Source organism: Dictyobacter halimunensis, from assembly GCF_036245075.1.
In genome coordinates this window covers 1897698-1912269 of sequence record NZ_BSRI01000002.1, presented here as the reverse complement: position 1 = coordinate 1912269, position 14572 = coordinate 1897698, and the positions used below count along the sequence as shown (strand labels likewise).

General features: G+C 55.2%; 9 protein-coding genes. 5 read left to right on the top strand and 4 right to left on the bottom strand.

Going from position 1 to position 14572, the window contains the following annotated elements; translation table 11 throughout:
- Positions 1 to 400: 400 nt before the first annotated feature.
- From AABA21_RS21950 to AABA21_RS21935, 4 genes are all read right to left on the bottom strand, one after another.
- The gene (locus AABA21_RS21950; protein WP_338253680.1) at positions 401 to 3094 is read right to left on the bottom strand and encodes a baseplate J/gp47 family protein; all 2694 of its coding nucleotides are present in this window, start codon (positions 3092 to 3094) and stop codon (positions 401 to 403) included.
- A gap of 158 nt (positions 3095 to 3252) precedes the next feature.
- Positions 3253 to 4605, bottom strand: a complete 1353-nt coding sequence (locus AABA21_RS21945) for a cell division FtsA domain-containing protein (protein WP_338253679.1) — start codon at positions 4603 to 4605, stop codon at positions 3253 to 3255.
- A gap of 590 nt (positions 4606 to 5195) precedes the next feature.
- Complete coding sequence (gene alaS / locus AABA21_RS21940) at positions 5196 to 7844, bottom strand: alanine--tRNA ligase (RefSeq protein ID WP_338253678.1); 2649 nt, start codon at positions 7842 to 7844, stop codon at positions 5196 to 5198.
- Positions 7845 to 8365: 521 nt separating this feature from the next.
- Positions 8366 to 9745 carry a peptidase C39 family protein gene (locus tag AABA21_RS21935; RefSeq protein ID WP_338253676.1) on the bottom strand — a complete coding sequence of 460 codons (1380 nt, stop codon included), beginning with the start codon at positions 9743 to 9745 and terminating at the stop codon, positions 8366 to 8368.
- A gap of 268 nt (positions 9746 to 10013) precedes the next feature.
- On the opposite strand from AABA21_RS21935, the gene AABA21_RS21930 reads away from it, so the two are divergent.
- From AABA21_RS21930 to AABA21_RS21910, 5 genes are all read left to right on the top strand, one after another.
- Positions 10014 to 10589, top strand: a complete 576-nt coding sequence (locus AABA21_RS21930) for an AAA family ATPase (RefSeq protein ID WP_338253675.1) — start codon at positions 10014 to 10016, stop codon at positions 10587 to 10589.
- Positions 10590 to 10723: 134 nt separating this feature from the next.
- Positions 10724 to 11611, top strand: a complete 888-nt coding sequence (locus AABA21_RS21925) for an ABC transporter substrate-binding protein (protein ID WP_338253673.1) — start codon at positions 10724 to 10726, stop codon at positions 11609 to 11611.
- A gap of 324 nt (positions 11612 to 11935) precedes the next feature.
- Positions 11936 to 12862, top strand: a complete 927-nt coding sequence (locus AABA21_RS21920; RefSeq protein ID WP_338253672.1) for an ABC transporter substrate-binding protein — start codon at positions 11936 to 11938, stop codon at positions 12860 to 12862.
- A gap of 109 nt (positions 12863 to 12971) precedes the next feature.
- Complete coding sequence (locus tag AABA21_RS21915; protein WP_338253671.1) at positions 12972 to 13724, top strand: amino acid ABC transporter permease; 753 nt, start codon at positions 12972 to 12974, stop codon at positions 13722 to 13724.
- A 69-nt stretch (positions 13725 to 13793) separates the two neighbouring features.
- Complete coding sequence (locus AABA21_RS21910; RefSeq protein WP_420917206.1) at positions 13794 to 14546, top strand: amino acid ABC transporter ATP-binding protein; 753 nt, start codon at positions 13794 to 13796, stop codon at positions 14544 to 14546.
- The last annotated feature ends 26 nt before the right edge of the window (positions 14547 to 14572 follow it).

The window sequence follows — 14572 nt, the reverse complement described above, 5'->3', positions numbered from 1 at the left end:
GATTCCCGAAGGCTATTTCGGTGATATCGTTGGACACAACCTACCCACCATACAGCATTGTAGCCAAGCATGGTTTATTCTGTCCAGTTAGCACCCATTTTGTAGCAGATTCAGGTGGTATGCTAAGCCTGAGGGCCACGTCCGCTACGCGGTCGTGCCGGTGTTGTGTGATGATGCATGGGGTGCGAGAGTGCGCACCCCATGCATCATCACACAACGGACTCGTATTCGTGAACGCCACGGGTGTGAAAACGCAAATTCGCCGTGGGTGATAATCGTAAGAGCCAGACATACCCTCGGACACAATGGTGATGGTATGGTGGTGCAACATGGGGTGCGGACCGCACCCCATGTTGCACCACCATACCATTCTCGGTCGCGCGCCGCAGGTGCGCGACCATCAGGATTTAATTATGCCTGGCACAACTTTAATATCGATATGGTTCGCATAGAAAGGAAGATACGGAAAGAAACCCGGCTGAATATCGATATGCGTATCCTCAATCCCTTTGTTATTCGCTTTTAGTGAGCGGCTGGCCGCGTCGGATCCCTGGCCCGCGATCTGCTGGCGCAGGGCATTGGCATCAAAGGCCCCTCCTACGGGGGCGGTCGCGACATAACTCAGCTTCAGACCGTCTTTGCCCGCGGGCTGCTGCTTCAACTTGCTGATGCTGACCGGCTGCCGGGCATCGTTCAGAATCACATACTGCTTGAACGTTTTATCCGTCTTCATAGCGCTGCTAAGCTGTGCTTTGGCCGCGTTCTGCAGATCGCTATTGTTGACGAATAGCACGCTGGCTTTCACGCTGATCTGCGCCTGGAAGGTCTTGCCGCCCTCGACAACACTATCTTTAGCCGGAGGATTGACCAGGGTATCCGTCGTAGTCAGAGGTCCGATCGCGCCGTTCTGCGGCAGGCTTTTGACCCAGGCATCGATCTGGCTCTGCAATTGTTTGCGCAGATCAGTGCGCGCATTGGTCAGATCTTTGTCGGCTATAGATGGGACAGGTTCCATGCCGCCACCTTTGATATCATCGAGGCTGATAACGCTGAGCTTGAGCTGCGCAACGCTGGTATTGTTGGCACTGGCGATGCTATTCAGGCTGGCGTCCGGGATCAGCGTGACGCTGCCGGCAGGGATATTACCGCTCTCTCCAGGCTTGACCGCCTCGACCGGAACGGGCAAAGGCACATTGGAGCAGAGGGTATTTTTAGGTATTGAAACCTCCGCGGTCGTTTTGAACAGCACACCGTTGGCGCCAGGGGTCGATACCTCGCTGCCCGTAGGAACAATGACGTCGGAGTTCCCGGTGTTGCTGAAGCAGACATTGCCTTTGGCTTTGGCTGTGCCGACCAGTTTGCTGCCGGTTACCGGTTCGGGACCCGTTTTGGTGAACTCATGGGATAGCTGGTGAGCCGGAATATTTCCACCTGTCGGCGTGAGCGTGGCCAGGGTACTGACGGGATGGGTATAATTGCGGGCCGCGATGGTAATCGTAACGGTGGCCGTGGGCAAGATGTAAGCGCCCAATAACAGGGCGAGCAGCAGGCAGATAATGGCGGCCGTAATGATCCAGATCAGCGTATTGCTGCGTTTTTTTTGACGCGGTTTGGCCAGCGCCTTCGATTGACGCGGCTCGGCTAGCACTTTCGATTGGCGTGGCCCGGCTAGCGCCTTCGATTGACGTGGACGCAACTCCTGCGAGGGACGTGCCGCTGGCGGCCGGCGCGAGGACGTCAGGACGCCGGAGGGACGCAGACTGGTGGCCTGACGTCCTGCAGCCGCTGGCCGCTGCATCTGGCCGCTGCGCGCCCCGTAGTTTCTTGGTCGCTCTTCAGGGAGCGGAATCATGCTCGGACTTTTATGGCTGCTACGTGACGGTGGCTCGTAGGTAAACGTATCACCCTCTTTGATCTGTGTTGGCCGATCCTGGATCGGCGGCAGATCATCATCATCCAGATCTTCAGCGCGCAGGCGTTGTGAGGGTGCAGACGACACCTTAAATGCGGCGGGTGGCGGAGGAGAGACCATCTTGCCAGAGGGACGGCGCGAGCGCGCAGGCTCAACGTCCTGCCGTGGCTGCTCACGGGGTTCAACCTCTTTTCTGGACGCCTGGCGCGCCCGATTCTGGGCGCCACGCGGCCGAGGTTCAGGAATCTCGCCTTCATCATTATCGATATTGAAATGATCTCCAATAATGCTGGTGGGCACATCGGCTACATCTTGAATCACGTGATCATAGCGACGCTGATCAGGACTCTCGATGACCGCCTCGCCGCGTTGCTCGAACGATGGCTGTTGCTGCTTATCTTCCATCAGCACGAAAGGATCGTCATCCTCCTCATCCAATGCGCCATAGGAAGCGTGCGTTTTAGGTGCCTGTGGCGTAGCCGGGGTTGAAGGGGGCGCCGGAGAGGCCGAAAAGCCGGGCTCACTGTGCGCATCACCCGCTGCCTCGCGGATATTCTGGGACAGATTATAGTCTTCCAGCAGCAGATCTGGCTCCTCAATCTGGTCGGGCGCCAGCGGTCTGATCGGGGGTGTTGTATGCTGAACACCATAATTGTAGCCATCTTCATAGCTTTCATGTGGCAGTTGAAAGGTGGCCGGATTGTCGATTGGAGGTGATAGAGACTGCTGCTGGTCGCGCGGCGCGTTCTCGCGGTTGGCCAGGTTGGATGAATTGCGTGCGCCTGCCGGGCGTTGTCGTAACGTGTTGGTGCTACGTGTTGGGCGTCCTCCGGTGGGACGCTGGCTGGCGTTGGCTGGTCGCGCGCGGTTGGTGGTACCACTGCGCGCCGGTCGGCCAGCAGGCCGCGAGCGCCCCTGCTGCGACGATTCAAGTGAATGGGCGACTGTGAATTTCACCGCGTGGGCGACCGAACGTACCTGGGGATCTGAACTGACAATCAGGACATCCTTTCCCAATTCACGCGCGCGTGCATAGAGCAGTTTCCAGGCCACATGACTGCGTAGTTGTGTCTGGGCCGGCACCACCAGTGTGACTTTTCGGGTTTGTAGTTGTTCCAGGCGTTCGCGTACAGTTGTCAGATCGTCTTCCGGGCTAATATAGATTGTTTGCTCATCACTCATAATAAGCCCTTTCACCCCCTAATGGCCTACTTCCTCGAAATTACAATCAGAGCGCATGTGCTCTGGGCTGATGTGTTTTGTGCTATCGATGTGAAGGGAGAGAGGGATACGCATCGGGCTCGCTGCATCATGTAGAGAATCCGCTGCTGGCGAATTGTCTAGATATGCATGTTGTTAATGACGCGATCCAGTGCTCTTTCCAACACATTATTATCGTTATTCAGTTCAACGGCCTGATAAGCCAGGGCCATTGGCGTAATATCCTGCCCGCTTTCCAGCATTTCATTATTATCCAGAATGCTGCCTACCATTTCGGGTTGTACCGCGCGGATAATGGGTTGGCGCGAGAAAGGCAATCGCTCGGTCCAGGGAAACGCTTCCAGGCGTTGATACAGGTCCACCAGGGCTGATCCGCCACCGACGATGTAGATGGCTGGCGGAAGTAGCTCGCCCTTTGAAAGCTCTTCAATCAGTAGTTCGACGCTGTCCATCCAGGTCTGGCATTCTGGCGCCAGGATGGCCTGTATTTCGTCGTGGCTACTGCCCTGAAGTTCGCCATTGCTATAGCTGATCTTGAGGCGCTCGGCCTCTTTGATCGGGATACCCTTGCTGGTTGCGATGCGGCGCGTGAAGGCACGACCACCCAGGGCGAAGACGCGCGTCTCTTCGATCCCTCCCTGGCGCACCAGCGCGATGTCGGTGGTACCACCGCCAACATCGATAAAGATGGCCCCACTATCCGCGCTGGCGTTGCTACTCAAGCAACGGGCCAGGGCGTAGGGCTCGGCCACGATGGTCACCAGCGTCAGGTCGAGGCCCTGGGCGACCGTTTCAATGGCCCCTAACTGTGTTAAGGGCGCGAACGCGCTAAAGAGCGTTAAGGCAAAATGGCGGCCACGGAAGCCAATTGGATTTGTGACCAGTTGCCCGTCGATGCGCACCGAGATGACGGCGGCATTGGTCAGGCGGACATCGATGTTGCCGTAGCCGGTTTCGGCGGCGATACGCTCCTTGGCCATCTTTAACAGGCGCTCCTGGGCCGCCGTAATTAAAGATTCTAATTCTTCGGCGGTAATTTGCTTGGTGGGTTGCGCGCGTTGTTTGCTGACCGTTGTGGAACTGCCTTTGACCAGCTCACCGGCGATGCCAATGACCGCCGAAGGGGCAATGACACCGCCAGCCGCCTGCTCTGCCTTGAGCAGAGCTTCGTTACAGTTGGCGATCACCCCTGGAATGTCGGTTACGATACCATCAGACATATGCGCATAGCTTTGCGGGTGACGCCCAACGCCCAATACTTCCGCATGATCGCCGCGTACCTCAACGATCATCGCTTTCGCAAAGGCTGTCCCGATATCGAGGGCTGTGAAGAGCTGACGCTGGCTACCTATGTCACCTGGATCTTCCTCATCGTATTCGTCTTCATATGCATAGTCCTGCTCCAGGTCAGCATAGTCATCTGACTGTGATCCCGTAAATAAATCACGCAGACGTTGCAAGAGATTTTTCATTTGTCCATCCCAAAATTATTGCTCCACTCACTGCCAACTCCGCTTGAGCAGCTTTCCCGTGTGTTGGGCTATCTAAGGCATTCGTTTACTTTATAGCACAAAAATTGCTTTATTGGCAAAATTGATAATTACACCAGCCAGGCTGTTCCTTTTTTATAACGTATCCTCCCGTTCTGGGAGGCCCTGCGTTCTGCCTCGCCTCAAAGCGGGAGGTGCAGGAGGGCGGTTAGCCCCTCCTGCCGGGGTGCGGGCGAGCATGCTGGGAGCATGCTCAAGTCCCCGCTCTTTCCTTCCTCCTCTCGCGCCGCCGTAGGCGGCGGCGCGTCAAAAGAGAAAAAGAAGTTTTGTGGGGACTGAGCATGCTCCCAGCATGCTCGCCCACACCCTGGCAGGGAGAACCCTGCACCCCTTAAGTTAACGCGTATGGGGATGTCCCCACACCCCCCGCAGGGAGATTGAGTATGCTCCCAGCATGCTCGCTCTGCACCCCTTAAGTAGAAATATCTCTATGTCTTTGCCTAAAAAGCCTGTATGCGCCAACAGCGAGAGGGGAGGCGATGGAGAGCATCGCCTCCCAGGTAGCAGCAAGCCTACTTGAGATTATCACGCACGAAGGCTTTGGCAAGTTCCAGCGCAGGCTGAATAGCCGTTTTGTCCTTACCACCACCCTGGGCCGAGTCCGGCCGGCCGCCTCCTTTGCCACCCAGGCGCTCTCCAACGGTGCCGGCGAGCTTGCCCGCGTGCAACCCGCGTTTGGTCAATGTCTGGTGGATATTGACCTGCAGGGCGATGCGCTCGCCCAGGTCGCTGGCCAGAACGACGACGCCCGGCTGCCCCAGCTTGCTGAGTATGGTTTCGCCCATATCGCGCAACACCTTCGCATCGGGAGCGCTGACGCTGGCGGCGACAACGGGGATGCCTGCGATATCCTGGGCCTGCTGAACCAGGTTCTGTGACTGTGCCTGAGCCTCGTTACGCTGGTACTGGGTGATCTGGCGGCGCGCGCTGGCCAGGTCCTGTTGCAACTGTTCAATGCGGGTCTCAACCTGTTCAGATTGTACCTGCAGGAGGGCGGCGATCCTGTCGACTGTCTCGCGTTTCTGGCGCAGATAGTTTTCGGCCGCGCGCCCGGTCAGGGCCTCGATACGGCGAATGCCGGCGGCGATGCTCGTCTCCTGGATTGTGACATAGATGCCGATCTGCCCGGTGGTGGCGCAATGGGTGCCACCGCAGAGCTCGATACTGTTACCCATCGAGACCACACGTACCATGTCGTCGTATTTCTCACCGAAGAGGGCCATCGCGCCGGTCTGCATAGCGTCCTGGATCGGCATGATCCTGGTCTGTACCGGATAGTTGGCGCGAATCCATGCGTTGATCTGACTGTCGATATGCAGCAGGTCCGCGCTGGTGAGTGGACGTGGACTGGTGAAGTCGAAGCGCAGGCGCTCGGGCTCAACCAGTGAGCCGCGCTGCTGCACCTGCGTGCCCAGCAGATCGCGCAGGGCCTTGTGGAGCAGGTGGGTGGCGCTGTGGTTGCGCATGGTGTCCTCGCGCCGTCGTTCGATTACATCGGCCTGGACGCTGTCGCCGACGCGCAGATGTCCCTCGTTCAACTGGCCATAGTGGACAATCAATCCCTTGAGGGGACGGCGCGTGTCCTGTACCTGGAAGTTGCCCATCGGGCCCGTGAGGTCTCCATGATCGCCGATCTGGCCGCCGCTCTCGGCATAGAACGGGGTCTGATCCAGAATGACCAGGGCTTGCTGGGGCGCGCTGATATCGGTCACCTCTTCGCCATTCACGACCAGGGCCGCGACCTTGCTGCTGCTGACCAGGCCGGTATAGCCGAGGAACTTTGTGGTCCCCAGGCGTTTCAGGATCTCGGTCAGCGCCCGGTCATCCTGGGCCTGGGTGAAGGTACTGCTCGCGCCGGCGCGGCTGCGCTCCTGCTGACGCTGCATTGATTGCTCGAATCCAGAGACGTCGACGCTGAAGCCCTGTTCGGCCGCTATCTCCTGTGTCAGTTCGACGGGGAAGCCATGGGTATCATAGAGGCGGAACACCTCTTCGCCCGGGATAACTTTTTTGTCCTGTTGCCTCAGGTCCGCCAGCAGTTCATTGAGCAGGTTGAGACCCGTGTTGAGCGTCTGGCTGAACTTTTTCTCTTCCAGGCTGAGCACCTCGACGATGCGTTCACGCTGGGTTTTGAGCTCGGTATAATGATCACCCAGCAGGTCGATGACGGTGTTGGCCGCCTCTGCCAGGAAGGGTTTGTCCAGGCCGAGCAGCTTACCATGGCGCACGGCGCGGCGCAGGATACGGCGGAAGATATAGCCACGCCCCTCGTTACTGGGCAGCACGCCGTCGGCGGCCAGGAAGACCAGGGCGCGACCATGATCGGCGATTACGCGCAGGGACGTATCGCTCTTCGCGCTCTGTCCATAAGGAGTATTGGTAATCAGGGCAAAGCGATCGATGATGGTACGCAGGAGATCGGTATCGAAGACCGATTCCTTGCCCTGCAGTACCATGGTTAGGCGCTCCAGGCCCATGCCAGTATCGATGTTGCGGCGTGGCAGTGGCGTACGCGTGCCATCCAGGTCCTGGTAGAACTGCATGAACACCAGGTTCCAGATCTCCAGGAAGCGTTCGCATTCGCAGCCGGGTTTACAGTCGGCGGCGCCACAGCCATATTCGACGCCCCGATCATAATAGATCTCAGAATCGGGACCACAGGGACCCGAGGCTCCGGGAGGTCCCCACCAGTTCTCATCCAGGCGCACGATAGCTTCATCGGCGTAACCGGCGATCTCATGCCAGTAGCGTGGCGCCTCGTCATCCTCGGGGTGGACCGTTGGGTGCAGCCGATCGGCTGGCAGATTGAGAACTTTGGTCAAAAATTCCCAGGCATAAGCGATCGCCTCGCGCTTAAAATAATCGCCGACCGAAAAGTTTCCCAGCATCTCAAAAAATGTCAGCGTACGCTGGTTACCAACTTTATCGATATCGGTCGTGCGAAAGCATTTTTGCGCCGAGGTCATGCGTACCGCAGGAGGAGTCTCACGGCCCAGGAAGTAAGGGATCATCTGCTGCATACCAGCGGTGGTCAACAATACTGTGGGGTCATTATGCGGCACGAGAGATGAACTAGGCATTTTTACGTGGCCTTTACTGGCATAGAAATCCAGGAAACGCGCACGTATTTCGGTTCCTGTTAAGGTCGTTTCAACGGACACAACATCCTCCTCGGTAAAATCGGTGTTCTATGATGGGTGGAATGTGTTTACCTGCAGCATTCCATGAATGGTATCTATCGTAATGGCCTAAGCTGGCTTCTCGCGTTGTGTGAACACCCCTGACCGGGCATGCGCAAATGCGGGAAAAGGGTGCTGTTTGAGGGCAAACCTCTGAGCTTCACACACACGGTAGTATATCAATTTCTGTACCGAAATGTCTACTGTAATGAATCGCTTCCACGTGTTTTGCAGTTGTTGAGGTGTCTATGAGTCATCCTGAACTTTTAAAAAAGTTCCCAAAACTGGGGTGCAGGGTCCCCCCTTCTCCTCTCGCGCCGCCGCAGGCGGCGCGAGAGGAGAAGGGGGGACTTGAGCATGCTGGGAGCATGCTCGCCCACACCCCGGCAGGAGGGCTCGCCGCCCTCCTGCACCTCCCGCTTTTCGGATTTTTCAAAAATCCGGGATGGCTCATCGACGCGTTGTCGTTCCATCAGGGGGAGACGATCGTATGCTGCTCTGGTTTACCAGGAGGTGATGCGCTGCGTGGTTGGGACCGGCCAGGATTGGGGATAGATGACGTAGGCGGTCCCATGCGATGCTTTGAGCCAGATGGTCTGGAGGTTGGCCCGTGGGTAGATGATCTGGACGGCCGCGTTTGAGGCGGCGGCCGGATCGTTGGTAATCACGTCTCCCTGGTGGGTGAAGCCGCGTATCACGATGATGTGGCCACTGGAACTGGGAATGGGGGAGTGGGCCAGTTCGCCGGGTTGATAGGCGATACTGATGATAATGGGGACACCTACTTTAATCCACTGTTCGACCTGGCTCAACGAGTACATGCGGGTCACGAAGGCGGTCAGGCCAGCGTTTCCAGCATAGGCGACGTTGAAGGGCCAGTTGCCGGTCCCCCTGTATGTATAGTCATAGGTATCTCTGGCCACTTCCGCTACCGTATGCGTCAGATCGGGTCTTCTTAACTGGTTGGCCCAGTAGGCCATGACCATGCTGGTTGAGGTGGGACTGCACCAGGCCTCGCCGCCACCCCCGAAGCTCTGCGTTGTATAGGCCGCCAGCATCTGTGAGCGCTGTGGCACCGCCAGGTTGATGCCCCGGCTGGTTGGATCGGATTGAATGAGAGGGGTTGTGCTGGCGTCGTAAGAGGCGACCACGCCGAAGCGCCGCAGTTGTGGGCTCACCGTTGCGCTGGTGCTGAAGAGGACCACCTTTACCTGGTAAGCGCTGGCGGGTTGTTTGTTGGTGAAGAATGTGTCGGTATCGACCTTGCCCCAGCCATCGCTCTGACCATTGATGCTATGACGCGTAATCGCCTCAGTATGGCTGGCCCAGATCGGAAGACGGTACCAGTGTGTCCAGGATCGGCCTTCCAGAACGCGCACATGTGTTTCGATCCAGGTCCCTTTCAGGGTCGTCGCGTTCCACGAAGCGATCAGTGTGGTCACCGGCCGCCTGGATACCTGAATGGGCGACGTCAGGGTCCCAAAGTAGAAAGAGGCCGCGTTATAGTAGTTCAGTCCCTGTTCATATGAACGCGCCTGGTAGGGATCTCGTCCCTGGCACAATCCTGCCTGACCATTGAAGCTGGCGAAGCCGCCATCGATATCGTCGCTGGTGCAGATGGCTGCCTGCGTCATCTGCATCTGTACACTGGCATGGATCAGCCCGCTTTGCACCATCACACCATTCATCTGCCACTGCTGAAAATCCTGTCCGCTCTGCTGGAGCCAGAATTGATCATACTGCTGGCGCGCATCGCCCGTCCATGAGTACCCGGTTGGTGGTAGCAGGATTATATGGATCATCAAAATACCGCAGGCGCCACCCAGAAGCACGTAGAGCACGAATCGATAATGCCGATAAAACATGTCCGACCAGAAACGCATCGCCTCACCTCCATCTATCCATCAAGACCCATCCACTATCTTTATTATAAACCGGAGCTTGATATATGTAGAAAAACACAGGGATATAAAGATACAATCTGAGTTATTTTTGGTGTATTCTGAACCAGAAGGAGAGATTCTTATGAATTGTTCAGGTTATATTATTTAGGTATGATGATAGACTGTGCTCGTGGCTTTTATGTACCGAGCGTTAAGGTTAATATACCTATTAGCATGTGGAGCAGATAGCTAAAGGAGTATATCTCGCATGGAAAATAATTCTGAGCAGCAGGTGCAGCGGATTCACCTGCCTGAGCGAACCTTGATCGTGCTGTGTGGTCCGGCGGGAGCGGGCAAGAGCACGTTCGCTCGCACATTTGTGGCCCGGCATCAGCAGCAGGGATGCCGTATGACCTCAATCGTTTCATCCGATTATTGTCGGGCCCTTATTTGTGACGACGAGACCAATCAACAGGTCAATAGAGATACATTTGATCTTTTTCATTACATCATCCATAAAAGAATGATTCAGGGAAGGTTGACAATTGTGGATAGCACCGCCCTGCAAGTGGAGGCACGCCAGCGTTTACTTGATCTCGCGCTGCGTCATCACTATACAACCTGCCTGTTCCTCTTTAATATCTCGCTCGAAACCTGCCTGAAGTATGATCAGCACCAGGCGCGTGGCCGTATCGTGGGGGAGCAGGTCATCAAATATCATCTCTCGTTGCTGCAGCAGGCGTTGCGCGCTGTGCCCCAGGAAGGCTGGAATATGATCCACATCCTGGATGAGCAACATGCATTTCCAGAAATCCTGCTGGGTGAAACACAGCCGTCTTCTTGAGCTTTATTTTCGCATCTCTTTAATGGTATAGTGGTTTTTGTGTGAATGCAACAGGAGCGCGAATGCCTCCTGTTGCATTCACACAAAAACCGTCCATTTTTCCTTTAATAGCTTGAAAGGTATTTGTTTATATAATGCGATCTGCATCTTTATTTAAGCAACGTTTCTCTTTTGTTTTGCTGCTTGGTTTAAGCATACTTTCGCTCTTGCTGTCGGCTTGCGGCGGAGGTGGAGGCGGAACCACTACCTCGCCTTCCGCTCCCACTTCTTCTGCGAAGGCCAACGTAGCCGCGCCAAAGGATCTGCTTAGCCCCGGGACGTTTACGGTTGGTACCGATCCCACTTATTTTCCGATGGAATACATCGATCAGAAGACGAATAGTTATGCGGGCTTCGACATTGATCTCAGCAGTGCTCTGGCCAGTCATATGGGCCTGAAGCTCAATATCCAGAAGACCGGCTTTGATACGATCTTTAATGATCTGGACAATAAACGCTTTGATATTGTCAATGCCAGCGTTTATGTCAGTGCTAAGCGCAAAGTTAAATACGATTTTGTGCCCTATCTGCAGGCGGGTTCTTCCTTGCTGGTCGCCAATGGCAACCCTAAAGGTGTCAAGGGGGTCGATGGGCTCTGTGGCTTAACCGTGGGTACGGAGTCTGGAACTATACAGTTGGAAGATGTGGGGAAACGCAATGCTGCGTGTAAAGCCGCTGGTAAGCCAGAAATCAAGAATGTGGTATTAAAGTCCGCGACTGATGTCATCCAACTACTGTCCAACCATCGTGCCGATGTGATCTATCTGGGTTCGCTATCAGCCGCTTACTATAACAAGATCAATCCTGGACAATTCCAACTGGTCGGCCCTACTATCAACGCGGGTCCCAGTGGTCTGGTGATTCGCAAAGGCGACAGCGAGATGCTTAATGCGGTCCAGAAGGCATTCCAGGCCGTTAAAGCTGACGGCACGTATAACGCGCTCTTTCAGAAGTATGGCTTCTCCGATGCTGATAAGATCTAGTCATTGAGATGGTTGTATGATCCCTCGGCCGGCCCTGTCTGTTTGCTAAAAACGGGCAGGGTCGTTGTCTATATCAATTTGGATAGGGGCGTGACTTCTTGTGAGATACTGGTTATAGTTGAACGTAGATTACATAATATGGATTAGTCATCCCAGGGCTACGTGTCTCGGATTGAACGGAGAGTGTTCTCGCGCTTTCTCGGATCGCATCGTTGCTACGAGAGCCATAGTTGAGTGGTTGAAACTACCTTATCTTCATCGTCATTGACATACACGCGAACCATATTTATTCGCACTACTTTTGTAAATGGAGGTTCCCATTCTATGCTATCTCCCACCCGTACTTATGCCCGGCGCCTACCGTGGGCAGGGCTTTTATTGGCATCCCTTTTGTCGCTTCTGCTGACCGCCTGCGGCAACTCTGCCGGTAGCGGCAGCACCCCCGGACCCGCGAGCAATCCTACTCCTCCCGCCAAGCCCAACGTCACCGCGCCAACGGATCTCAAGACGTCGGGCACCTTGCTGGTTGGTAGCGATACTACCTATACACCGATGGAGTTTGTTGATACTAAAACCAATACCTATGTTGGTTTTGACCTCGACCTGATCAAAGCCATGGGGCAGCGCATGGGTTTAAAGGTCGTCATTCAGAAGACCAGCTTCGATACGATTTTTGATGATTTGAGAAACAAGCGCTTCGACGTGGTGATCTCCTCCGTTACCATCAATGATAAGCGCAAACAGAGCTTCGACTTCGTACCGTACTTCAATGCCGGCGAGTCCCTGCTGGTTGCCAAAGGGAACCCAAAGCATTTGAAAACAGTAGCCGATCTGTGTGGTCTCAATATTGGTGTGCAGACCGGGACCGTTGAAAAAGACGACCTGGATGCCGCTACCAAGGATTGTCAGAAGGCTGGCAAGCCCGCCATCAAGCAGACCGTGTTGCAGTCACAAACAGATGTGGTACAATTGCTCTCAAACGGACGAGTCGATGCCACATATCAGGATTCGCCTGTTACGGACTACTACAATAAAATTAATCCGGGACAGTTTGAGGTGGGCGGTTCGGTGGTGAATGCAGCCCCGTATGGGATTGTCGTTCGCAAGGGTGATAGCTCGATGTTGACCGCCATGCAGAAGTCGTTTGATGCCGTCAAGTCCGATGGCACGTACAATAACCTTTTCAAAACCTGGGGCTTTTCCGATCAGCAAAAGGTTTCCTATACCAAACCACAGGAAGCTGTAGCCTGAGAGTAGACGGCATTACCGTCACGTTTAAGCCTTTTATCCCCCCGCTCCTCGCCTCAATGACAATTTATTTCTAGAGGCGAGGAGCACGTAGTTTTTTAGGAGGATCGCCATGTTTCGTTGGGACCAGGTCTGGTACTATCTATTTCAGGATCCCAACCTCTATTTCTTGCAGGCCGCCTGGATCACATTGTGGATCTCAGTCGTTGCGCAGGCGATAGGCATTATCCTGGGTTTCTTTTTAGCGATTATGCGTACATCGAAATATCCATTTCTGGTGTGGCCGGCTCGTGCCTATATCTGGTTCTTTCGCGGCAGTCCTCTGCTGGTTCAGGTGTTGTTATTGTGGGCTGGTCTGCCAAAGGTTTTTCCACAGGCGCTCCTTCCTGCCTATGCCTGTGTCCTGGTGTCCTTCTCGCTGAATGAAGGCGCCTATATGTCTGAGATCATTCGTGCCGCCCTGGGTTCGGTTGATACGGGTCAGATGGAGGCGGCCAAGGCGCTGGGCATGCGTTATGGTCTGGCGATGCGTCGCATTATTGTCCCGCAGGCTATGCGCGTCATTATTCCTCCCCTGGGAAATGAATTCAACAATATGCTCAAAACCACCTCTATTGCCTCGGTTATTGGTGTGATGGAACTGACGGGTACCGCGCAGATTTATGGCTCCCAGACCTTTATTACCTTTGAACTGCTGATTGTCGCCACCATCTATTACCTCATCCTGACGACTATCTGGGAGTTCATCCAGCGCTGGATCGAGAATCGCTTCGACCCCGATCGGGGCAACGTTGCGGTCGCGGTCGCGCAGGAGAAGAGTACGCTGAAACGCCTGACTGGCTTTGGTACGCAGACTGCCAGGTAGGGTTGAGGAGGAGTAAAAATGACCATAGAAACAACGATTAACGGCCCTCAGACGAATCAGACCAGCGAGATGGTGCGTACAGAGAAACTGGTGAAGCGCTTCGGCTCCAATGTGGTATTGAACGGCGTGGATTTCTCTGTCGGACGCGGCCAGGCGGTGGTGGTGATTGGTCCGAGCGGTTCTGGAAAAACGACGCTGCTGCGCTGCCTCAATCACCTGGAGAGGATCGATGATGGGCGCATCTATATCGACGGACAACTGGTAGGCTACCGCGAGGAGAAAGGGCGCCTGGTTGAGGATAGCGAGGCCAATATCGCGCGTATGCGTTCGCAGATCGGTTTCGTGTTCCAGCGCTTCAATCTCTTTGCGCACAAGACGGCGCTGGAGAATATTATTGAGGCTCCCATCTATGTATTACGTCAGCCCAAAGGCGAGGTGATCGAGCGCGCACGCATGCTACTGGACAAAGTAGGGCTTGCCAACAAAGAAGATTCTTATCCTCATCGGCTCTCGGGTGGACAGCAGCAGCGCGTCGCCATCGCGCGTGCCCTGGCTATGAATCCCAAGCTGATGCTATTCGACGAAGCTACGTCCGCGCTGGATCCCGAGCTGGTGGGCGAGGTGCTCAAAGTAATGCGCCAGCTGGCTGAAGAGGGCATGACGATGGTTGTGGTCACCCACGAGATGGGCTTTGCCCGCGACGTCGCCGATCACGTCGTCTTCATGGACCAGGCCCAGATCGTTGAGCAGGGTCCGCCAGAGCAGATCTTTGGCGAATGCCGGAACGAGCGTACCCGAAACTTCTTGAGTCGCGTACTCTAATTACAATACACATTCTCTTAATCTAT